The sequence below is a fragment of the Wolbachia endosymbiont (group A) of Hylaeus communis genome (assembly GCF_947251915.1).
Classification (GTDB): Bacteria; Pseudomonadota; Alphaproteobacteria; order Rickettsiales; family Anaplasmataceae; genus Wolbachia; species Wolbachia pipientis.
In genome coordinates this window covers 404,798-424,946 of record NZ_OX366396.1, presented here as the reverse complement: position 1 = coordinate 424,946, position 20,149 = coordinate 404,798, and the positions used below count along the sequence as shown (strand labels likewise).

Below are 20,149 nucleotides of genomic sequence, written 5' to 3'. Positions count from 1 at the left end.
AATTACAACGTTTGTGCAATTGTGTACCAGCTATCTGGATAATCAATTCCATAACTCTTCTATTTTATAATACTCCCTTACTTCCGGCCTGAATATGTGAACCATTATGCCTTGAAAATTCAAAACCACCCAATTGCCTTCATCCATACCTTCTACATCTATTTTATCATGTGGCTTGAGGCTTTTTATTACGTGCTCAGCTAAAGCTTTAACGTGACGGCTTGAATCACCAGATGCAATAATCATATATTTTGCAATAACGGTTTTATTCTGCACATCAAAAGTTACTATATCATGACCTTTATTTTGATCTATTATCTCTTCAATTGTACTTCTTATCGATTCCATATCGCTAAGCATTGTTTACAGGTTATATGATTCATTTATAATTATATACTCAAAATTTCTAAATATGAACTATTTTCAACGCAACTACTTGTTAAAGGTATTACCTGCATCTATTTTATCATCATGTTTTTAGCATGTACAATGTATATACTTTTTATATAATTGAAAATAGCTTTTTACTAGTATTCATTATGGGCAAGACTCTCATCTACTTAATCGGCTTTCCAGGCAGTGGTAAGTTTACTACTGCAAAGGAACTGTGTAAAATCATTGGTGCAGTAATAGTAAGCAATAATCTATTCAATAATATTATATTTGATATTGTTAAATTACAAAACGCTGAAGTTCCAGATGACCTATGGGAAAAAATTTTTGCAGTTAGGGAAAATGTATTAGCAATACTGGAAAAACACTACGTAAAATCAAAACATTATATATTTACAAATGAATTGATAGAGGGTGATCCCTATGACCAAAGATTATATAACTCAGTGGTAAATTTAAGTAAAAAAATGGACATGGAAATTTTTTCTGTAGTATTACATTGTAATAATGAAAAACTAGTAAGACGTGTCCAATCAGAAGAGAGATATCAGGAAAATAAAATTACTGATCCGGATTTTGCTATAAAGAAAATTGAAGGGAAAAGGCTATTTATACCTGAGGGTTCGCTTGAAATTGATAACTCGAACTTGAGTGCAAAGGAAGTTGCAAAGAAAATTGTTGAAGAGATGAAGAAAGAAAAAAATGGAAAATTAATTAAAACTTCTGTAACAAATCATTTAAAAACAGAGCGTACTCGTGGTTGAGCAGAAAGATAAGTACCGTCCTTGTGTTGGCATAATGCTATTTAACAGACAAGGACATGCCTTTATTGGAAAACGCTTTGATAGCGATTCTTACTGGCAGATGCCACAAGGAGGTGTTGATGATGGTGAGGAACTGGAACAAGCAGCGTTACGTGAGTTGCTAGAGGAGGTTGGTACTAATAAAGTAAAGGTTATAACTAAAAGCAAGGATTGGATATACTACAACTTGCCTGAAGAAGTTATACCAATATGCTGGAATGGAAAATATTCTGGTCAAAAGCAAAGGTGGTTCTTAATGAAGTTTTGCGGAGAGGATGAGGACATTGATATTAATTATACTGGTCATCCAGAGTTCAAAGAGTGGCGTTGGCAAGGTATAGATAGTTTAGTAGCCAGTGCTATATCATTTAAAAAAGAAGTTTATAAAACAGTGATAGAAGAGTTTTCTTCTATAATAAAAGCCTCAACAATAAGCTCATGATAGTAGATTCTCATTGCCACTTGATTTATTTTTCTGACGATGAAATACCAAAAGTAATTTCAAGGGCAGAGCAAAATGGTGTAAAGGTTTTGCATAACATATGCGTAAGCATTGACGATGTTCCTAAGTTATTAAAAATTTCTTCATCCTATGATCAGGTCTACTCCTCTGTTGGTATACATCCGCTTGATGCTGCTATAGAAAACGGTGAGTGTATACATGTTGATGAATTAGTTGAATTTACCAAGAACCAAAAGGTAATTAGTATCGGTGAAACCGGGTTAGATTTTTATAAATCTGACAACAAAGACAATCAGAAAAAAAGTTTTGCATTACATATAGAAGCGTCAAGAATAACTGGACTACCTTTAGTTATTCACACAAGAAGCGCTGATAATGAGATGATCGATATGTTAAGGTCAGAAATGAAAGCCGGTGCTTTTAGTGGAGTAATGCACTGCTTTGCTTCCTCTAAAGAACTTGCTTATCAATCTATAGATTTGGGGTTATATATTTCATTTTCTGGAATTATTACTTTTAAAAATGCGAGCTTACTCAGAGAAATTGCACAAAATGTACCACGCGAGCGTGTTTTAGTCGAAACTGATGCACCATATCTATCACCTGAGCCTTATAGGGGAAAAAAGAATGAACCAGCAATGGTGAAATACGTTGTTGATTGTTTGGCAGAGTTGTGGAATGAGTCACCAGAACAAGTAGCGAAGGTAACCACAAGCAACTTTTTTAGGCTGTTTGAGCTATAAAGAAGCTCTATAAAACCATTAATTTGCTTATGAACCTAAAGATTTCACCAGCTCTCTCACCGAGTTTACAGACTTATTAAACATTTCTTGTTCACTATCATTCATTTTAACTTCTAGGATCTTTTCAATTCCGTTTTTTCCAATAATTACAGGAACACCAATAAACAACTCTTCTACACCATATTCACCATTAAGGTAAGCAGCACATGGTAATATGCGCCTCTTATCTTTTAAATATGATTCTAACATGCATATAGCTGAAGATGCAGGAGCGTAGTATGCAGATCCAGACTTAAGCAGATCAACTATTTCTTTACCGCCATTGCGAGTGCGTTCAACTATTTCATCGACTTTTTTCTGTGTGATAAGACCCATATCGATAATTTGAGTAAGTGGAACTCCAGCAACTGAAGCACAATTGATTAGTGGTACCATAGTGTCGCCATGTCCTCCAAGCACAAAAGCAGATATATCTTCAACTGAGATATTTAACTCACTTGCAAGAAAGTAACGAAAACGGGAAGAATCAAGCACTCCTGCCATGCCAACAATCATATTAGTTGGAAGGTTTGAAAATTTATGCACCACTGAAACCATGGCATCCAAAGGGTTGGTAACCACTATTACAAACGCGTTTGGAGAATATTTTTTAATATTTTCGCCAACCTCCTTCATTACTTTAGCATTGGTTTGCAGGAGGTCATCCCTGCTCATTCCAGGTTTTCTAGCGATGCCAGCGGTTATTATAATTGCATCGGAGTTTTTTATATCTTCATACCTATTTGTGCCAGTAATATTGACATTAAATCCATCAATAGGGGATGATTCTGCTATGTCGAGTGCTTTACCTTGTGGTATTCCATCACTAATATCAAGTAAAACAACATCACCGAGTTCCCTTAGTGCAATCATATGGGTGAGAGTTCCACCGATATTTCCTGCACCGATTAAAGATATTTTTTTTCTTTGTACTGTCATTTTCTACTCCTTTGTATTTACTTTTATGGTTTTACCTTCCCAAGGCGATAAGCTATCAAACATACGAAAATCTTGCGGTAAATCTATAGGATTATACACAACCTTTTTTGTCTCTATATCATATCTTACTTCCTCATAACCAGTGAGAGGGAAATCTTTTGACATTGGATGACCTTTGAATCGATAGTCTGTTAGAATCCTACGCAAATCAGGGTGATCAGAAAACTCTATTCCATACATATCAAACACTTCACGCTCAAACCACAAAGCCGTACTAAATATCTTCGCTACACTTGGAGGCATGTCGCTTTCACATAACTGAAGCTTTATGTGTACTCTAATATTATGCACAATGCTGAGCAGATTGTATATTAGCTCGAAACGCTTCTCTCTATTTGGATAGTCAACCCCAAAAATATCAACTAATAGTTCAAACCTACACTTTTCATCATCACGTAGAAAGAATAGGTACTTTTCAATTTCATCTAAAGTTGAATATATTACAATAATGCCATCATCTTTTTGAATGCACTCGCATTTGGTCTTTTTTTGTATATACTTTGCAGTTTTATCCATTCCGAGTCCGTTTTATTTTGTTTTGTAGGCATAGCATTCCATATAGCAACGCCTCAGCGGTTGGTGGGCATCCAGGGACATACACGTCAACTGGCACAATTCTATCACAGCCTCGGACTACTGAATAAGAGTAATGGTAATAACCACCACCATTTGCACAACTTCCCATGGAAATAACATACTTCGGGTCTGCCATTTGATCATAAACCTTGCGCAATGCTGCTGCCATTTTATTAGTTAGTGTGCCAGCAACAATCATCACATCTGATTGACGTGGGCTTGCACGAAACATTATACCATATCTATCAAGATCATAACGGCTGGATGCAGTATGCATCATCTCAACTGCGCAACATGCAAGACCAAATGTCATTGGCCACAATGAACCAGACCTTGCCCAATTCATTACATAATCTGTTAAATCACCAAATTTAGTGACAAGAAACCCTTCTTTTTTATAACGACCCCAGTCATCATTAGATAGAATTTGATTTGTCATAAACTACTCCCACTCTAATGCACCTTTACACCATTCATAGATAAAACCTATAGTGAGTATTGCAAGAAATACCATCATAGACCAAAATCCACCATAGCTTATCTTAGATAAAGAAACAGCCCAAGGAAAAAGAAAAGCAATTTCTAAGTCAAATATTATAAATAATATTGAAACTAGGTAAAATTTAATGTCAAAATTTTTCCTTGCACTGGATAGTGGATTGAAGCCACACTCATATGTGGAAAGCTTTTCACCATCTGGCTTACTCACTGCAAGAAACATAGGCAATATACCTAAAGCAAAAGATACTACAATTGATACGCAGATAAAGATTACTATGGTTAAATATTCGCTCATTTAACAAAACATATAACACTATGAGTTTACATGCTTTCCTAACTTTTTACCACCTAAAATATGCACGTGAAAGTGTGGTACAACCTGCTCTCCATTTTCACCGTAGTTAGTGACTAATCTATATCCTGTTTTTTCTAGATTATATTTGTGTGCTATCTCTCTTACAGTTTTGAAGAAATCCGCTATTTCCTCTTCAGGAGCTTTTAGAATGAAATCATCATATGAAATATATTGATTTTTTGATATAACTAAAATATGAACTGGTGCGTCAGGGTACTTATCATGAAAAGCTAGTACATTTTCATTTTCATGTACCTTCTCACAAGGTAACTCACCTCTTAATATATGAGCAAAGATGTTATCGCTATCATAAACTTCATTGCTCATATTTTAAGAGCGACCTTTCCCTCTTTCTTCGTTTTTCTCTACATTAGGTGTAGATAGTGGTTTTATCGCTTCACCAGAAGCATCTTCAAGATTTAAAGAGCTTACAAGTTCCCTTACTTTTACCATGTCCTGCTGTTCTTTCAAAAAGGGTTCTATTCCACTTACCCTTTTTCCAGTAATAACTCCTGGTTGTAAGTGATACATATCCCCAGGAACAGTTAGACTATGATGTCTTTCCTCTATTTTTTTAGCTTCACTCATAATACTCCCCTATAACTTATTTTTGCATTCCACAACTTTGCGACTTACCTGCTTTTATAGCTTCTTGCGCCCATTTTTTCTCACCTGAAGCTATAGTTTCTGAAGGCTGACCAACATCAGACTTCACAACTTTGTCTGATGACTGCTTTTGATTATCATAATACAATTTTTCTGCAATACCATTTAGCAATTTTAAGTCTGTATGAATTTTAAATTCTCCACCGGTAATTTTTGCCAGCTTCTTAAGGTCTTCGTCAACTTTATTAGCAATTCCTTTAAGAACAAGCTCTTTTATTTCTTTCTCGCTCTTTCCTTTGTGTTTAGGATCGTTTTTAATGTCATTGGTAATTTTTTTAACATTAACTTCAACTACAATTTTGTTTTCTCCTCTAAAAATAGTTACATTCGATAAATCTTTTTTTATTGTATTTAATTGCTCTGGGCTCAAGTAAGGTATATCTCCTGTCAAAGTCCTTGATGCTAAAAAACTTACCTTTCCTGTCCCTTTCTTTTGCTCTGTTATTTCTACACCAAGATCTTTACTAGCTTGTGTGGTTTTTATGGGTGGATCATATTCTTCAAGTGGGTTGCCAATAATAGAACGCCCGCCATTTTTTATGTCGTGCCGCATTTCATCCCAGGACTTAAACCAATTCTTTGGCCATATAGGGTATACTGCACCCTTGACTAGAACTTTTACACCTCTACCCAGAAAACTTCCTACTCCCGAAGCTGCATTACCAACTTTAGCTAGTATAGAAGTAGATTCTTCATTTTGGTCGTCTTTTGGCATACACACCTCCAAGTTACTTTCTACAACTAAATACATTTTAATTATAGACGAAAAAATTTAAACTTCTATATCCATTATAAGATAGAATTATAGGGATTGCAACCATTATTTGTACATTATCTAAAACATGTAGTATTTTCGCTACTTTTATTGTTCAATTTATTATAAAGAATACTCTAAATTATGTTTAAATGGAACACAAATAATATCATTGATGCAACTGGCGGAAGAGACGTAAATGGTTGTAATTGGATACATAGCTCAAATATTTCAACGGACACAAGAAGCATAAAAAAAGGTGATTTATTTATTGCCCTCAAGGGAAAGAATTTTGATGGCCATAATTTTTTGCATGAAGCGTTTTTAAAAGGGGCTGTCGCTGCAATAGTGAATGAGGGTAAATATAAAAGTTTCCCTCTCATTATTGTACAAGATACCCTGAAAGCTTTGCACGATATGGCATCATATTACATTAGAAATGTTCTTATTGATGCTAAAGTTATTGCAGTTACAGGCAGTGTCGGAAAAACCACTACAAAGGATATGCTACACACTGTTTTATCGCAATATGGAGTGTCCCATGCAAACGAAGGTAACTTAAATAATAATATAGGGTTGCCTTTGACAATTCTAAAAGCTCCAAAAAACTGCCAGTACTTAATTCTTGAAATGGGAATGAATAAAGCTGGTGAAATAAAAGAATTATCAAAAATTAGTAATCCGAATATTGCAGTTATTACCAACATCGAACCTGCACATACTGAAAATTTTTCATCACTATTTGACGTTGCACAAGCGAAGTTAGAAATTCTGTATGGTATGAAAAATAACGGTACTTTGGTTTTAAGCAGAGATAATAAATATTATGATTATCTCTCATCACACGCCAATAGAAATGTAATAAGCTTCGGTAAAGATAAAAATGCTGAAGTTTGTTTACTAAACTTAATAAGAAACGATGAATCTTCTGTCATTTCAGCACTATCTTCTTTCATCCCAGTGCTTGACTACTTGGATCCAGGAAGTTCAATTGCAAATGAGCATATCAGACGGTTGTATAATAAAGACTGGATTCCAGCGTCACGCGCTGGAATGACATCAAACCGAGTTGCTAATAGATTAAGTTTAAAAATCAGGCTGAGTGATAATCAAATTATAAACTGTAATTTACGTGTACAAGGTGAGCATTTTGCTTATTCGCTACTTGCTGTTGCAGCAGTTGTGCAAAGCCTCGGACTTGATTTATCAAAATTACCACTTGCACTTAAGAATTTTAGTGTAGCGAAAGGTAGAGGCAATATTCATAAGGTCAAATGCAATAAAAAATATATACATTTAATTGATGACTCCTATAACGCCAGCCCTGCTTCGATGAAAACTGCAATAAAAACTTTGAGTACATATTCTAATCAGAGAAAAATAGCTTTGCTTGGTGATATGTTGGAACTTGGTGATGAAAGCATAGAGTTTCATACAGATTTGGTTAAGATTATCACAGAAAATAATATAGATAAAGTTTATACAGTTGGTAAATTTATGTTAGAATTGCATGAGCTTTTGCCAGATAATATAAGAGGCACGCATTTTAATGATTCTAATCAATTGAAAAGTGATTTAGCTAACATTATTCAGAATAATGACGCAATTCTAGTTAAAGGCTCACGAGGAATGAAAATGGATCTTATTGTACGGGAATTCGTAATAAAATATTAAGCGAAATCATTGTATTAATTTACAGTAACAAATTATTAGGAACTTTAATTGTGACAAAACGTGTAATTATTTTTGGTGGAACGGGGTTTATAGGGAAACACATCGTAAGACGCTTGGCAGCAGAAGGATATTTAATAAAGATATTCACTCGTAATCAGGAAAAAGCTGCTTGTTTAAAATTGTGTGGCAATTTAGGACAAATATCAATATTTAAAGGCGATTTTTTTGATGAAAAATCAGTTCTGGAGGGTATGGAAGAATGTGATGTAGCTATAAACTTAGTGGGAATATTATATGAAGCAAAAAAGCACGATTTTTACGCTGTTCACGTTAAAATAGCTGAAAGGATAGCAAAAGCTGCAAAAATGAAAAATGTACCTATGATGATACATTTTTCTGCTATGGGAATAGAAAATAGCAAGTTGTCAAAATATGCCAAAAGTAAATTGGAAGGTGAAAAAGCTGTAACTTCAGCATTTCAAAAAGCAATAATAATTAGGCCAAGCCTTGTATTTGGTAAAGAAGACAACTTCTTTAATAAATTTGCAAGATTAGCAACTATTCTTCCTTTCTTACCACTAATTGGCAATGGAACAACTAAATTTCAGCCAATATGTGTAACAGACTTAGTTGAAGTGGTATATCGTATTATCAGTTTTAATAAGCAAGACAAGAAAATTTATAACATGGGTGGACCAAAGGTTTACTCTTTCAAAAGCTTATTGAAGTTTATTCTGAATGTTACTAACAGAAAGTGTTTGTTGATCAATGTATCTTTTCCAATGGCAAAGTTAATAGCTTTCTTTTTAGAAAATAAAATTATTTCTATGCTGCTAAAACCAATAACCGGAGATACGAACCCTATGCTTACTCAAGATCAGGTGAAAGTTATGATGAATAGTTCAATCGAAAAGTCAGTTGACCTTGAAACAATGAAGGTTCGACCATTAGCAATTGAAAATGTGGTGCCAGAGTACTTGAAGATTTATAGAAAGTATTGATAAAAGAGTGTGCCCGGTGGGATTCGAACCTACGACCCACAGCTTAGAAGGCTGTTGCTCTATCCAGCTGAGCTACGGGCACACAACATATATAAAATGCTTCTTAGTACAAGTGAAGTCAAGTACTTCGTGTGAATATGATGTTTATCTTGCGACACCTTGTCATTGCAGTTGTGTGTCGCGCGCTGCCAAAATTGGATGCGAGAAGTCTATTTATTTTAGAAAATATTATATAGAAACTTGCTTGACAAGCCTTGCCAGTCCCCTTATCATGAAACTGAAGCTATTGTATTTGCTTTCGCCAATCTGCAGATTAAAAGGTAAGGATTACTTAATGTATCGGCGTCTTATGTTTAATTTTTTGCAGTACATAGATACTGTATGTCTTTACAAAACTTCATCTACATCTAGATTTTTATCTAAATAAGCTGAACGCGCTTATAAAGCGTTACAAGACATCAAAAAATGCCAATACTCGACAGAGATAGTAAAAGACTAGCTAACTCGGGGATTCTTTGTCTTTTTTTCTGCTTAGTAAACTTCTTAAACATTTGCAGCGTAAGTTAGTTGCAATTAAAAGCAGCTTAATCTTGCTTGTCAAGCGTTTAAAACATAAAAAACGCCAATATTTTAAAGCGGATAATAACCACGGGGCTTCTTTTGCCTTTTTTCATTTGGTAAATTTCTTAATATTTATAGCTAAACAACAACCGTCATCCCTAAGTATCCCGCTGCTTGTTAGCGGGATCTAGAGATACCGCGACGTCTCACCTATAGCCTTCAGTGCTCCTTTTTTTGTCATCCCAGCGTCACGCGCTGGTTTCAACATTATATCATGAACTTTCTAAAATTCATTGAGTTATGCTTTCAAACGGTAGTGCCGGGGTGTGAGTATAACGATTATCAGTATATAAAAGTCATAGCAGACAGGCTGGAAGCAGCGAGCGCTGGTGAAGTGAAACGAATAATATTCAATATGCCTCCGCGTTCGATGAAGTCCATATGTGTAAGTGTTGCGTGGCCCGCATGGATACTGGGAAACCAACCAACTGCGAGAATAATAGTTGCAAGTTATTCTCAGCGGCTCAGCGAAAAACACTCGCTCGACACCAGGTGCGTGATGCAGTCTAGTTGGTATAGAGCGCTATTTCCAGAAGTAGAACTATCCAAAGATCAGAATACTAAATATAAATTTCAAACAGTGCAGAGAGGATACAGAATTGCAACATCAGTTGGAGGGACGTTAACCGGTGAAGGTGGAGATTTCATCATCGTGGACGATCCGCTCAGTTCTGCTCAAGCTTTGAGTGAAACGTTTAGAAAGCGTGCTACAAACTGGTTTGACCAGACTTTAGTAACCAGGCTCAACGATAGAAAAAAAGGAGTCATCGTTCTTGTGATGCACAGGCTACACCAGGAGGACTTAACCGGGCACCTTCTCTCCAAACCGAAAAACATATGGAACCATACTTGTTTACCGATGATTTCTGAAAATAAGGAGATCATTTATTCAATCAAAAAGCCAGCGCCTCCTGTTCCTGTCATCCAAGTAACTATAAATGAGCGCATCGGGTGGCTGTATAATAAACCAGTATCACGCATTGCACCTGCAAGGATTTTATACTCAAGAGAAGAAGGTCAGTTGCTATATCCCCTCGATAGAGGAAAAGAAGAAGTTGAGATGATAAAGGTTGAACTTGGGAGTTACGCTTTTGCTGCACAATATCAACAGAACCCTCTGCCACTTTCAAGTGGTATAATTAAACGAGAGTGGTTGAAGCGCTATAGAAATTTTCCTGACGATCTTTCGCATGTAACTCAAAGTTGGGATACTGCGGTTTCAACAATTAGAGGTTGTCCGGAAACAAGTAAATTCAAGCATATTCCCTCTTTAACATAACCCTACTCATAGCTAGGTATATGAAATTCTCAGTGGATGTTGTGAGTAAATCATACTCCTTCGATAGCCTTCTATTCCTATTAACCCAAGCAAAAGTCCTTTCTACAACCCATCTTCTTGGCTGTACTTTAAACCCTTGTTCTCTTGTTGGTAGTAGCTCAGGTGGCGTATCTTTGTGCACCCAAAATCTACATGTAGGCCTTTTAACAATTTCAATATCTATGTCATATTCTTCCTTTATGTGATTCTTTAAATTTCTTCCTTGGTATCCCATGTCAGCCCACATTTTTTTAACTTTAGTATATTTTGTTCTCATATTGTTTAATGCTATTTTAATACCATCTCTATCATTTTCGTTAGCAGCGCCTACGTAACAACCTAGTATAAAACCCTGAGTGTCTGTAATTATATGCCTTTTTCTACCCTTTACTTTTTTACTTCCATCATAGCCTTTGATCCCCCCTTTTCTGTAGTCTTTACAGATTGACTATCTACTATACAGGCACTCGGCTGCTCATTCCTTCCTATTTTTCTTCTACTATATTTTGTAATTTCATAATTCATTTTCTCAAAAATTCCCTGCTTCTTCCATTGCCTGAACTGCTCATACACAGTCTTCCATAGCGGAAAATCATTTGGTAAATACCGCCATTGACACCCTGTACGCAATACATAGAAAATTGCTTCTAATATTTCTCTTTTGCTATACTTTGGCGGCCTTCCTCCTTTCTTGTATGATACTCTGAAGTGTTTTTCTATTCTTGCCCATTCCCTTTCGCTTAGATCTGTTGGATACTTTTTTCTCATCTTTACCCCGTACTAAAATTTCAGATATTATAGCCTTTTACTTGTTTCCGGACAACCTCTAACTGTACGAACATTACCTCCTGGGACAATGTTCGTGCAGCTGTGGGTGCTAAGTTTTACAAACACCGTTGTGCTGAACCTTGAATATCCACTTCTTTCAATTCAGTGTCAGGAGCGATGGGTTTTGATATTGTGTATGTAATGCCACCGGCTATCAGTGCAGATACCACAGAAGCTGCAACTATTAATAGAGCAGACAATCCGGAAGCAATACTAAGAGCAGCACCTACTGCTAACATAGCTGCAAGGCTCGCGTAGGCAACTTTTGGGGAAAATTGTCTTTTTCCTACTTTTTCTAGTGACACTTCATTTGTTTTAGTTTTGCCCAGTTCACCCTCAAGTGGTGTGTTTTCATTCTCCAGAATTTTTATTTTTTGTGTCAGTGATTCATTCTCTTTATTGAATTGTTTCAACTTAGTCTCATGTCTAGCTATACAACTTTTTGATTCTTCTAGTTCCTTTTGCGCTTTTTCTAACAACACTTCTGCTTTAGAATACTGACTTTCTGTTTTGTCTAATTTATCCTTAAGCGTTGCTTTTTCACTTTCTAGATCTTGTATTTTTTGTTCTAGTGATTCATTCTCTTCATTGAGTTTCTCCAGTACTTCCAATTTAGTCTCATGTTCAGTGACACAATTTCTCAATTCTGTTAGTTCCTTTTGCGCTTTTCCTAGTCCACCCTCAAGTGTTGTGTTTTTACTTTCTAGATCTTGTATTTGTTGTTTTAGTGATTGATTCTCTTCCTTTTGAGATCGCAGTGCGTTTTCTAGAGTCTGATTATCAACATTTTCCTCAACATGATTTGCCCCATCATGATTTATTTCGGAACGGGAAGAGGTATTAGATGCAGTCTCAAGTCCTAATTCTAGACCGCTGTCCTCACTATCACTTTCATCAGTAAGAATCCGTTTATCACTATATGTAGCATTTGTTTTTTTCGATGACTCAATTTTTTCTACCATATTCTTAACACTAACACGTAGGCATTGCTCATCTGCTGTACTGTCACTACTTTCACCCGTAACAGAAGTCTGTTTATCATTACGTGTAGCATCGTGTTGTTTCAAATAAGGACTTATAACATTTGCTGGTGCAGCAGCTGCATTACTTCTTTTTTTCACAGTTTTTGCCGGAGTTCCATGACTGTCCTGCAATAAATGGTAGTGACCTTCTCCTTCAATCTTTATATTAAGATCTTTTGCGTTTTCCTTAGGCTTTGTACGATAACTTTTTTCTGCTGCCTCTAACATTTTTATTATATAGCTCTTTTTACAATAATCCGAACAGACCGTAATATGCTACTGGCCTGCTATAGCCATAAACACATATCTTATCGCATTCGGACTATTATAAGAAAGGCTATAGTATCCCTATTTGGCACATCACCAACCATCTCTCTTGGAGTCATATTTTTGCTTTTCAATGAAGGATTAACTCGATTATCACTTAGTAACAGCTCTATTATGTTTTCATGGCCATAAGAAGAAGCAATGTGCAAAGCAGTTAGTCCACCATCTTTAGATCCATCTTTCACTCGAGCGTTAACACTTACTTTCTTTTCTAGTAGAAGTTCTACTGTCAATAAATTGTTACATGCCGCAGCAAGATGTAATAATGTCCAATCTTCTATTTTGTCTGAAATTTTTATACTGAATTGATGCTCCTTACTAAAATTACGTTTAAACTTGTCGTATTCTGCATAATCTTTTTTACATAACTCATCTTTTATTTTTTGGAGCAAATTATCCTCATTCAAATCTTTACTCTCACTCACATTGCATATTATTTCAAAAAACTTTTCCTTTTCTATTGCCATAACTTTTACACCTAATTTATTTATTATTGCTGAACCATCTCACAAAAAAGTTAAGTTTGTCGAAATTCCATGTTTGATCTAAAAATTAGTCATAAACATTTTCTATGCAAGTAGCTGACACTGGTTCACTCTATAATGGTGTCACAGCAGTCCTACGTCATACCGCCTCGGTATCTCTTAGCCGCTAACACGTAGCGGGATGACGGTTGTCGTTTAGCTATAAACATTAAGAAATTTACCAAATGAAAAAAAAGGCAAAAGAAGCCCCGTGGTTATTATCCGCTTTAAAATATTGGCGTTTTTTATGTTTTAAACGCTTGACAAGCAAGATTAAGCTGCTTTTAATTGCAACTAACTTACGCTGCAAATGTTTAAGAAGTTTACTAAGCAGAAAAAAAGACAAAGAATCCCCGAGTTAGCTAGTCTTTTACTATCTCTGTCGAGTATTGGCATTTTTTGATGTCTTGTAACGCTTTATAAGCGCGTTCAGCTTATTTAGATAAAAATCTAGATGTAGATGAAGTTTTGTAAAGACATACAGTATCTATATACTGCAAAAAATTAAACATAAGACGCCGATACATTAAGTAATCCTTACCTTTTAATCTGCAGATTGGCGAAAGCAAATACAATAGCTTCAGTTTCATGATAAGGGGGCTGGCGGAGTTTGTCAAGTAAGTTTTTTGTTTCTGCGGACTACCTAGATTAATATTATATAGAAAGTCTGCTGCCAATAAAGCCTAAACTTACCAAATACATTTCTGTAGATTCAGATCTACTTGACTTTGGTTTAAAGTATTTTACTGTTTTAAACATTTTTTTTAGCTCGTTACAAAAATCTTTATCAGATTCTCCTTGGAAAATTTTTACTACAAACGTGCCACCATGACTCAAGAAATGCTTTGCAAAATTGAGCGCTGCTTCGCATAAAAGCATAATTCTGATATGATCCAACGATTTTAAACCACAAGATTCGGGGGCCATGTCAGATAAAATTACATCAAATTTTTGATCCTTGAATTTTTCTCTTAAAATTTCAAACTCATTGATAATATCACATTGTATAAACTCTACTCCATTAATTGCGTTCATTGGTTTTATGTCAAGAGCAACCACATTTGCACCTTTCTGAGATGCAACTTGTGACCATCCACCAGGAGAAGCACCAAGATCAATAATTTTTTGCCCTTCTTGGAATAATTTAAATTTGTTATCCATTTCTACCAGCTTATATGCTGAGCGTGACCTATAACCATCCTTGCTAGTTTTTTGCACATACTGATCATTCAAATGACGATGTAGCCACCTTGTTGAAGATAGTTTTCTGCCTCTAGCCGTCTTTACTCTAGTTTTTATTGCTAATACCCTACTTATTATTGATTATATCTTTAAGCTCTTTTTCAACTACTTCTTTTACCAGTGCATGTAGATATTTATTCAGCCATTCTGAGAGCTGAGGTTTTAAAAGAGATGTAACTAATTCTTCAACAGTAAGGTTCGCTTTTTTTTGTTGTTTATGCTGTAATTCGTTTTGCATTTTTCCAAGCAACGCTTTGATCTCTTCCATATTCTCTTTTAAAATTAGATGATCGTTATTTTGCGCTTGTAAGCCGCTATTACTCGCTTTGTTATTACTCATTTGGATATTATCGTACAAATAAATATCTTTTTTTTCTTCTGAATTGTAGCTATGGCCATTAAATTGGTTATTGTTGCAAGCCATTTCCTCACTTTGGTCATCATTATCAATGTCCTCTTTTTCATTATTTTCTTTTTTGCCATCTTCTTCTATTTCTTCTGGATACTCTTCCTCAAGGTATAGCACATCATCATTTTCATCCTTTATTTCTGCTTTATCGTTACTCGCGTTTTTACCCGATATAGCTTTTTTTATATCTTCTAGGATATCTTTTACAGATTGATTGCCTTGTTCATCATGCATAGTGCTAATACCATTAAATTTAGAGGTCTATACTATTTATCATAAAAAGCAAGTTGTAAACACTAATCACATAATTGCTTTTTGCTTCAACTAAGTCTGAACGTGCTTTAAATAATGCATCTTCAGTGTCCAAAAGGTCAGATGTATTCTTTAAATTTAAGTTTACTTCTTGCTCAACTCCTTCCAATGCTAGAGCTGCTGCTTTTTCCGCTTCTTGACTTGCTTTGATAATGGCCTTTGCTGTCAACACATTATTCCAAGCATTTACAACTGCTTGTTCTATATTTTTTACCGTTTCATAATAATCGTAGGTAGATTTTTTTGCATCCATTTTAGCTTTACTGACACCAAAAGCATTAACTCCTCTCTTAAAGATTGGAACATCAAGAGTAAAAACTACATGAACATTTTCTAATAGTTTGTCTACCTTCATACCATCCTCCCCAAAATTTTTGCTTGCACTTAGATTTAAAGAAGGAAGCCACTTGGAGCTTTCAGCAATCACTTCCATTCCGGCTGCTCTTTTTTGATAAACTGCTGCTTTTAGAGATAAATTATTGGTTTTTGCTAACTGTAAACATTCATTTAGCTCTGGAACAGAAGGTAGTTTATCATTAGCTTCAGAAAGGTCATCAGCATCTTCGCCAATCAAATGATAATAAGCAATATTTACCAACTTTAATTTACCTTCAGCATCAACTCTTTCGGATATAGAAGACGAAAATTTTGCTTTTGCTAACAAAACTTCAGCATTGGTTACCTCTCCAAGGGAAAAGCGTTTTTTCATAGCTGACAAATGTTCCAAAGAAACGCGTTCTTTATGTTCTCTGAGCTTTAATATTTCTGTCTTTTGTAAAACATTAACATATGCTTTCACAGCATTAAGTGCAAGCTCTTGTTTTAATTGCTGAAATCGCATCTTTTCTGCTTTGAGAAGATGGCTTGATCGACTGAATGTGGCAAAGGTACCACCGCCATCGATTAATTTCTGGCGCAATGTAAGTTTTCTTTCAGATGTATCAAGATTAAAGTTACTATCGAAATTGTATTGCAAATTAATGTCAGGTAAAAATCCAGCTAACCCAGAAGATTTATAGTGTTTTTCTGCGCTTTTATATTGGTAAAATTGAGACTTTATTTTTGAGCTATTTTTGATGGCTTTGCTTATCACTTCTCCCACATCGGTTGCATAGCAACTTATAGTATTAAAAATGATCGCAAGTGTGATAATCAATCGAAACATTCTAATTCCTATGCATATTGGTTGCGCAGCTCAATTACTAACATAAATTACTTTAATAATCAATAACTAATATTGTTGACACTATTGAGAAATTAAGTATATCATAGCTTACTATTGTTGGATCAAATAATGAAGACTTTTTTCTTAAAGGAGAAACAAATCAATAAAAAGTGGTTTGTCATAGATGCAGAAGGATTAGTGGTAGGGAGGCTTGCAGCATTTGTAGCGACACTATTACGTGGAAAGCATAAACCTGAGTATACACCTCATATGGATTGTGGCGATAATGTAATTATTATCAACGCAGAAAAGGTGCATTTCACCGGAAAGAAGCTTAAAGATAAAATTTACTATAAGCATACAGGTTATTCTGGTGGTTTGAAGAAAACTACTCCAGATAATATTTTAAATGGCAAATTTCCTGAGCGTGTAATAGAAATGGCAGTGAAAAGGATGCTTGATGATGGGCCTATGGCACGTAGACGCTTTGAAAATTTGTATGTTTATTCTGGTTCAGAGCATAAGCATCAAGGACAGCAACCTGAAAAGATAGATTTTGCCTCTTTGAATCGTAAAAATAAAAAGTAATGGAGTAAAAATGAAGAGTTCTACAATAAATAACAATGATTGGTCAGAAAAGACAATTAAATCAGCAGTTGATTCGCTTGGTCGTTTATATGCTACAGGCCGAAGAAAAGAATCTGTAGCAAGAGTATGGATAAAGCCGGGGAGTGGAAAATTTAGTGTTAACAAAAAAGGCGATCTAATTTCTTATTTTAAAAGAGAGTCAGTGTGCCAAATAGTAAAAATGCCATTTGTTGCAACTTCCACATTGGATAAATACGATGTATTTGCAACTGTAAAAGGTGGAGGGCTATCTGGTCAAGCAGGTGCTCTAGCTCATGGAATAAGCAGAGCTTTAAGTAGTGTAAGCCAAGATTTGCATTCTATACTACGTAATGGTGAGTTCTTAACTAGAGATTCACGTGTTGTTGAACGTAAGAAATATGGTCAACATAAAGCTCGGAAAAAGTGTCAATTTTCTAAGAGATAGTTATTTTATAGGGGTGTTTTTTTGTAAGTATTATACAAATATTTGCAAAAATGTATGATATCCTCTATTTTTGTGATGAATTTAGTTGACTATCGGTGTCAACATAATATGCTATTTATGTGATTTTTTCAATATTAAGGTAATTTATGAGTAAAGAAGATATAATAAAACAATTAAAGGAAGATTGTTCTAGTCAGAATATAGATATAACAAAATCTGATTTGAGCAAGATTCATGATGCGTTTATCAAAATAATAAAGAATGAGCTGCATGGGAAAGGTGAAATACGTTTGCATGGAATAGGAACATTTTCTACTGCTATCAGTCAGGAAAAACAATGTCGTAACCCCCAAAGTGGTGAGATCATGACTGTTCCTAAAAAGACAAGGGTAAAATTTAAAGCAAGCCAAACTCTTTTAAGTATTTTAAATGAGAAGGAAAAAGCAGCAGTTAGTTAGACATTGTCATTTTCATTGTTTTTACTACGCTGTGTAAGCCGTAAAATACAGCTTCGCTAATTAAATAGTGGCCTATGTTAAGAGCTGAGATGTGAGGTATTCTTGTCATCTTCTTAGCGTGTTTATAAGTTATGCCATGTCCTGCGTGGCATTCTATTCCTAATTTATTGACGTACTCTGCAGCATTAGTAATTAACTGTAACTTTTTTTCTGATGGATTATCACAGTAATCCCCTGTGTGAATTTCTATTATGTCAGGTTTTGTCCCTAGCTTTTCAAGATATTTTAGTTGATCAATATTTGGATCGATAAACAGTGAGACTTTTATGCTAGAGCTATGCATTTCCTCTATTATACTAGAAAGTTTACTGTGCATATTCACGATATCCAGGCCACCTTCGGTTGTTAATTCTTCTCTTTTTTCTGGTACTATACTAATCGAATAGGGTTTTACCTTTTTTGCTATTTCAAGCATTTCTTCCGTGGCTGCAATTTCAAGATTTAACTCAGTGCTAATGCTTTTTTTTAGGTTAAATACGTCTTCATCTCTAATATGCCTTCTATCTTCTCGTAAGTGTACAGTAATAAAGTCTGCTCCAGCGTCAATGGCTATTTCTGCTGCTTTCAATGGATCTGGATAAGAAGTTCCGCGTGCGTTGCGGAGGGTTGCAACGTGATCGATATTAACACCTAGTTTCACAATCTACCTCAGAAATTATTTATAGATTATACATGTTATTAGGTTTTTTGCATAGTCATTGTTTGACCTTACCCAGAAAAAGTGGAGAGAAAGAAAGGAGTTTTTTCGGGTAAAATAAAATTTTGGAGGATTAGAAATGGCAAGAGAATATACGGCAGAATTCAAATTGGAAGCTGTTAAGCTGGCAAATGAACAAAGAAAGGCAGGTCAAACAATTACAAAAATAGCAAAGGATTTAGGAATAAAGGGTGGTTTATTAGGAAAATGGATAAAGAAACACAACGAAAAAAAGTCGGCAGCAGATGCATTTCCAGGTAGAGGTAACATGGCTCCTTACGACAAAGAGAGGTTTGATTTACAAAACAAGAGTAACAAGGGAAAGAGACATTTTAAAAAAAGCCCTGGCCAGTCAAAAAGAGTAAAATATTTTTTTATATAGTAACTGCTATAAAGTACAGGAATTATGTAGGATTTTCTGCTAGTGGCTACTATAAGTGGACCACAAGAAAAATAAGCAGTAGAGAATCAGCAAATAAAGAGCTACTCGAAGCTATTCAAAAAATATATCAAGTTTCTAAATGTAGATATGGAGCTCCTAAAATTCATGCTGAATTGAAGGCTTTGGGTAAAAGTTGCAACTTAAAAACAGTGCAAAGTATTATGCAGAAAAATGGTATTCAGGCTATATTGAGAAGAAAATTTAAAATTAAAAAACAACAAACAGATAATAGAGCTGTAGCTCCCAATATACTAGATCAAAACTTTATTGTTGATCAACCAAATAAAGTATGGGATTACTTACATCAAAACCAAGGAGGGATGGCTATATTTGGCAGCAATAATTCTCACGTATGGTAGTTAATGAGTAGTGCAATAAATAAACAATTGGTTATGAACTCTTTATTAATGGCCATTAATAGGCGTAAACCTGTTAAAAATCTACTATTACATAGTGATCAAGGTTCACAATATACTTTGCAAGGTTATCAATATCTCTTATCCATAAAAAACATAGATGAATCATAAAGGTTGTTGTTACGACAATTCTGTTGTGGAAAGCTTCTTCAGTTCTCTAAAAAGGGAGTTACCAATAGACACCTCTCGGCACTCTAAACAGCATATCAAAACTGCTATATTTGAATATATAGAAATTTTTTATAACAAACAACGTCACTATTAGAGGTTGTCCGGAAACAAGTAAA

24 protein-coding genes, 1 tRNA gene and 3 pseudogenes are annotated in these 20,149 nt (G+C 35.0%); 11 read left to right on the top strand and 17 right to left on the bottom strand.

Features of this window, described 5'->3' with window-relative positions; translation table 11 throughout:
* Positions 1 to 42 precede the first annotated feature (42 nt).
* The gene (gene rsfS / locus OPR52_RS02110) at positions 43 to 360 is read right to left on the bottom strand and encodes a ribosome silencing factor (protein WP_006279567.1); all 318 of its coding nucleotides are present in this window, start codon (positions 358 to 360) and stop codon (positions 43 to 45) included.
* Positions 361 to 539: 179 nt separating this feature from the next.
* On the opposite strand from rsfS, the gene OPR52_RS02105 reads away from it, so the two are divergent.
* Genes OPR52_RS02105 through OPR52_RS02095 form a run of 3 tightly spaced genes read left to right on the top strand, consistent with a single transcriptional unit; the run spans position 540 to position 2,402 of the window.
* Positions 540 to 1,157 carry an AAA family ATPase gene (locus OPR52_RS02105; protein WP_022626414.1) on the top strand — a complete coding sequence of 206 codons (618 nt, stop codon included), beginning with the start codon at positions 540 to 542 and terminating at the stop codon, positions 1,155 to 1,157.
* Positions 1,158 to 1,191: 34 nt separating this feature from the next.
* On the top strand, positions 1,192 to 1,638 hold the full coding sequence (locus OPR52_RS02100; protein ID WP_007548581.1) for an RNA pyrophosphohydrolase: 447 nt from the start codon (positions 1,192 to 1,194) through the stop codon (positions 1,636 to 1,638).
* On the top strand, positions 1,635 to 2,402 hold the full coding sequence (locus OPR52_RS02095; RefSeq protein ID WP_010082353.1) for a TatD family hydrolase: 768 nt from the start codon (positions 1,635 to 1,637) through the stop codon (positions 2,400 to 2,402). Before OPR52_RS02100 ends, OPR52_RS02095 begins: the two co-directional genes overlap by 4 nt.
* A 27-nt stretch (positions 2,403 to 2,429) precedes the next feature.
* Here the strand turns inward: OPR52_RS02095 and mdh are convergent, their stop codons facing one another.
* The 7 genes from mdh to OPR52_RS02060 are packed head-to-tail and all read right to left on the bottom strand — an operon-like array spanning position 2,430 to position 6,253.
* On the bottom strand, positions 2,430 to 3,380 hold the full coding sequence (gene mdh, locus OPR52_RS02090; protein WP_007548577.1) for a malate dehydrogenase: 951 nt from the start codon (positions 3,378 to 3,380) through the stop codon (positions 2,430 to 2,432).
* Positions 3,381 to 3,383: 3 nt separating this feature from the next.
* Entirely contained in the window at positions 3,384 to 3,956 is a 573-nt protein-coding gene (locus tag OPR52_RS02085; RefSeq protein WP_265038348.1) for an NADH-quinone oxidoreductase subunit C, read from the bottom strand.
* Complete coding sequence (locus OPR52_RS02080) at positions 3,949 to 4,455, bottom strand: NuoB/complex I 20 kDa subunit family protein (RefSeq protein WP_006279574.1); 507 nt, start codon at positions 4,453 to 4,455, stop codon at positions 3,949 to 3,951. The genes OPR52_RS02085 and OPR52_RS02080 overlap by 8 nt, the downstream gene beginning before the upstream one ends.
* 3 nt (positions 4,456 to 4,458) lie before the next feature.
* Complete coding sequence (locus OPR52_RS02075; protein ID WP_006279576.1) at positions 4,459 to 4,812, bottom strand: NADH-quinone oxidoreductase subunit A; 354 nt, start codon at positions 4,810 to 4,812, stop codon at positions 4,459 to 4,461.
* A gap of 18 nt (positions 4,813 to 4,830) precedes the next feature.
* Positions 4,831 to 5,199: an HIT domain-containing protein gene (locus OPR52_RS02070; protein WP_265038347.1), complete on the bottom strand. Its 369-nt coding sequence runs from the start codon at positions 5,197 to 5,199 to the stop codon at positions 4,831 to 4,833.
* A gap of 3 nt (positions 5,200 to 5,202) precedes the next feature.
* Positions 5,203 to 5,460: a hypothetical protein gene (locus tag OPR52_RS02065; protein ID WP_006279579.1), complete on the bottom strand. Its 258-nt coding sequence runs from the start codon at positions 5,458 to 5,460 to the stop codon at positions 5,203 to 5,205.
* 16 nt (positions 5,461 to 5,476) lie between these two features.
* Complete coding sequence (locus tag OPR52_RS02060; protein WP_264722935.1) at positions 5,477 to 6,253, bottom strand: hypothetical protein; 777 nt, start codon at positions 6,251 to 6,253, stop codon at positions 5,477 to 5,479.
* Positions 6,254 to 6,436: 183 nt separating this feature from the next.
* On the opposite strand from OPR52_RS02060, the gene OPR52_RS02055 reads away from it, so the two are divergent.
* Positions 6,437 to 7,966, top strand: a complete 1,530-nt coding sequence (locus OPR52_RS02055; RefSeq protein WP_265038346.1) for a UDP-N-acetylmuramoyl-tripeptide--D-alanyl-D-alanine ligase — start codon at positions 6,437 to 6,439, stop codon at positions 7,964 to 7,966.
* Between the two features lie 50 nt (positions 7,967 to 8,016).
* Positions 8,017 to 8,967 carry a complex I NDUFA9 subunit family protein gene (locus tag OPR52_RS02050; RefSeq protein ID WP_265038345.1) on the top strand — a complete coding sequence of 317 codons (951 nt, stop codon included), beginning with the start codon at positions 8,017 to 8,019 and terminating at the stop codon, positions 8,965 to 8,967.
* Between the two features lie 8 nt (positions 8,968 to 8,975).
* Here OPR52_RS02050 and OPR52_RS02045 read toward each other — a convergent pair.
* Positions 8,976 to 9,049 (bottom strand) — tRNA-Arg (locus OPR52_RS02045).
* A gap of 433 nt (positions 9,050 to 9,482) precedes the next feature.
* Between OPR52_RS02045 and OPR52_RS02040 the strand changes: the two genes are divergently transcribed.
* Together OPR52_RS02040 and OPR52_RS02035 are read left to right on the top strand one after the other, a co-directional pair.
* The gene (locus tag OPR52_RS02040) at positions 9,483 to 9,719 is read left to right on the top strand and encodes a hypothetical protein (protein ID WP_265037886.1); all 237 of its coding nucleotides are present in this window, start codon (positions 9,483 to 9,485) and stop codon (positions 9,717 to 9,719) included.
* 83 nt (positions 9,720 to 9,802) lie between these two features.
* Positions 9,803 to 10,813: pseudogene (locus tag OPR52_RS02035) on the top strand (phage terminase large subunit); the annotation flags it as partial.
* A 28-nt stretch (positions 10,814 to 10,841) separates the two neighbouring features.
* On the opposite strand, the pseudogene OPR52_RS02030 reads toward OPR52_RS02035, so the two are convergent.
* The 7 genes and pseudogenes from OPR52_RS02030 to OPR52_RS02000 form a co-directional block, all read right to left on the bottom strand.
* A pseudogene (locus OPR52_RS02030) lies at positions 10,842 to 11,674 on the bottom strand (IS5 family transposase).
* A gap of 116 nt (positions 11,675 to 11,790) precedes the next feature.
* Positions 11,791 to 12,984 carry a hypothetical protein gene (locus tag OPR52_RS02025; protein ID WP_265038343.1) on the bottom strand — a complete coding sequence of 398 codons (1,194 nt, stop codon included), beginning with the start codon at positions 12,982 to 12,984 and terminating at the stop codon, positions 11,791 to 11,793.
* Positions 12,985 to 13,064: 80 nt separating this feature from the next.
* The gene (locus OPR52_RS02020; RefSeq protein ID WP_265038342.1) at positions 13,065 to 13,508 is read right to left on the bottom strand and encodes an ankyrin repeat domain-containing protein; all 444 of its coding nucleotides are present in this window, start codon (positions 13,506 to 13,508) and stop codon (positions 13,065 to 13,067) included.
* A 277-nt stretch (positions 13,509 to 13,785) separates the two neighbouring features.
* The gene (locus OPR52_RS02015) at positions 13,786 to 13,953 is read right to left on the bottom strand and encodes a hypothetical protein (protein WP_265038341.1); all 168 of its coding nucleotides are present in this window, start codon (positions 13,951 to 13,953) and stop codon (positions 13,786 to 13,788) included.
* Positions 13,954 to 14,261: 308 nt separating this feature from the next.
* The gene (locus tag OPR52_RS02010; protein ID WP_015588787.1) at positions 14,262 to 14,840 is read right to left on the bottom strand and encodes an RlmE family RNA methyltransferase; all 579 of its coding nucleotides are present in this window, start codon (positions 14,838 to 14,840) and stop codon (positions 14,262 to 14,264) included.
* Between the two features lie 76 nt (positions 14,841 to 14,916).
* Positions 14,917 to 15,492: a PopZ family protein gene (locus tag OPR52_RS02005; RefSeq protein ID WP_010082598.1), complete on the bottom strand. Its 576-nt coding sequence runs from the start codon at positions 15,490 to 15,492 to the stop codon at positions 14,917 to 14,919.
* Between the two features lie 19 nt (positions 15,493 to 15,511).
* On the bottom strand, positions 15,512 to 16,735 hold the full coding sequence (locus OPR52_RS02000) for a TolC family protein (protein ID WP_265038340.1): 1,224 nt from the start codon (positions 16,733 to 16,735) through the stop codon (positions 15,512 to 15,514).
* A 129-nt stretch (positions 16,736 to 16,864) separates the two neighbouring features.
* On the opposite strand from OPR52_RS02000, the gene rplM reads away from it, so the two are divergent.
* The 3 genes from rplM (at position 16,865) to OPR52_RS01985 (ending at position 18,247) form a co-directional block, all read left to right on the top strand.
* Complete coding sequence (rplM, locus tag OPR52_RS01995) at positions 16,865 to 17,323, top strand: 50S ribosomal protein L13 (protein WP_010082596.1); 459 nt, start codon at positions 16,865 to 16,867, stop codon at positions 17,321 to 17,323.
* 10 nt (positions 17,324 to 17,333) lie between these two features.
* Complete coding sequence (gene rpsI, locus OPR52_RS01990; protein WP_006279875.1) at positions 17,334 to 17,789, top strand: 30S ribosomal protein S9; 456 nt, start codon at positions 17,334 to 17,336, stop codon at positions 17,787 to 17,789.
* 146 nt (positions 17,790 to 17,935) lie between these two features.
* On the top strand, positions 17,936 to 18,247 hold the full coding sequence (locus tag OPR52_RS01985) for an HU family DNA-binding protein (RefSeq protein WP_006279876.1): 312 nt from the start codon (positions 17,936 to 17,938) through the stop codon (positions 18,245 to 18,247).
* On the opposite strand, the gene OPR52_RS01980 is transcribed toward OPR52_RS01985, so the two are convergent.
* A complete protein-coding gene (locus OPR52_RS01980; protein WP_006279877.1) occupies positions 18,240 to 18,947 on the bottom strand; it encodes a pyridoxine 5'-phosphate synthase in 708 nt (235 codons plus the stop codon). The genes OPR52_RS01985 and OPR52_RS01980 overlap by 8 nt on opposite strands.
* A 136-nt stretch (positions 18,948 to 19,083) precedes the next feature.
* Between OPR52_RS01980 and OPR52_RS07825 the strand changes: the two are divergent.
* Positions 19,084 to 20,127, top strand: a pseudogene (locus OPR52_RS07825) (IS3 family transposase).
* Positions 20,128 to 20,149 lie beyond the last annotated feature (22 nt).

Excerpts from the sequence above, each read along its gene's own strand:
- rsfS (WP_006279567.1), bottom strand. The coding sequence starts at position 360 with ATGCTTAGCGATATGGAATCGATAAGAAGTACAATTGAAGAGATAATA.
- OPR52_RS02105 (WP_022626414.1), top strand. The coding sequence starts at position 540 with ATGGGCAAGACTCTCATCTACTTAATCGGCTTTCCAGGCAGTGGTAAG.
- OPR52_RS02100 (WP_007548581.1), top strand. The coding sequence starts at position 1,192 with ATGCTATTTAACAGACAAGGACATGCCTTTATTGGAAAACGCTTTGAT.
- OPR52_RS02095 (WP_010082353.1), top strand. The coding sequence starts at position 1,635 with ATGATAGTAGATTCTCATTGCCACTTGATTTATTTTTCTGACGATGAA.
- mdh (WP_007548577.1), bottom strand. The coding sequence starts at position 3,380 with ATGACAGTACAAAGAAAAAAAATATCTTTAATCGGTGCAGGAAATATC.
- OPR52_RS02085 (WP_265038348.1), bottom strand. The coding sequence starts at position 3,956 with ATGGATAAAACTGCAAAGTATATACAAAAAAAGACCAAATGCGAGTGC.
- OPR52_RS02080 (WP_006279574.1), bottom strand. The coding sequence starts at position 4,455 with ATGACAAATCAAATTCTATCTAATGATGACTGGGGTCGTTATAAAAAA.
- OPR52_RS02075 (WP_006279576.1), bottom strand. The coding sequence starts at position 4,812 with ATGAGCGAATATTTAACCATAGTAATCTTTATCTGCGTATCAATTGTA.
- OPR52_RS02070 (WP_265038347.1), bottom strand. The coding sequence starts at position 5,199 with ATGAGCAATGAAGTTTATGATAGCGATAACATCTTTGCTCATATATTA.
- OPR52_RS02065 (WP_006279579.1), bottom strand. The coding sequence starts at position 5,460 with ATGAGTGAAGCTAAAAAAATAGAGGAAAGACATCATAGTCTAACTGTT.
- OPR52_RS02060 (WP_264722935.1), bottom strand. The coding sequence starts at position 6,253 with ATGCCAAAAGACGACCAAAATGAAGAATCTACTTCTATACTAGCTAAA.
- OPR52_RS02055 (WP_265038346.1), top strand. The coding sequence starts at position 6,437 with ATGTTTAAATGGAACACAAATAATATCATTGATGCAACTGGCGGAAGA.
- OPR52_RS02025 (WP_265038343.1), bottom strand. The coding sequence starts at position 12,984 with ATGTTAGAGGCAGCAGAAAAAAGTTATCGTACAAAGCCTAAGGAAAAC.
- OPR52_RS02005 (WP_010082598.1), bottom strand. The coding sequence starts at position 15,492 with ATGCATGATGAACAAGGCAATCAATCTGTAAAAGATATCCTAGAAGAT.
- OPR52_RS02000 (WP_265038340.1), bottom strand. The coding sequence starts at position 16,735 with ATGTTTCGATTGATTATCACACTTGCGATCATTTTTAATACTATAAGT.
- rplM (WP_010082596.1), top strand. The coding sequence starts at position 16,865 with ATGAAGACTTTTTTCTTAAAGGAGAAACAAATCAATAAAAAGTGGTTT.
- rpsI (WP_006279875.1), top strand. The coding sequence starts at position 17,334 with ATGAAGAGTTCTACAATAAATAACAATGATTGGTCAGAAAAGACAATT.
- OPR52_RS01985 (WP_006279876.1), top strand. The coding sequence starts at position 17,936 with ATGAGTAAAGAAGATATAATAAAACAATTAAAGGAAGATTGTTCTAGT.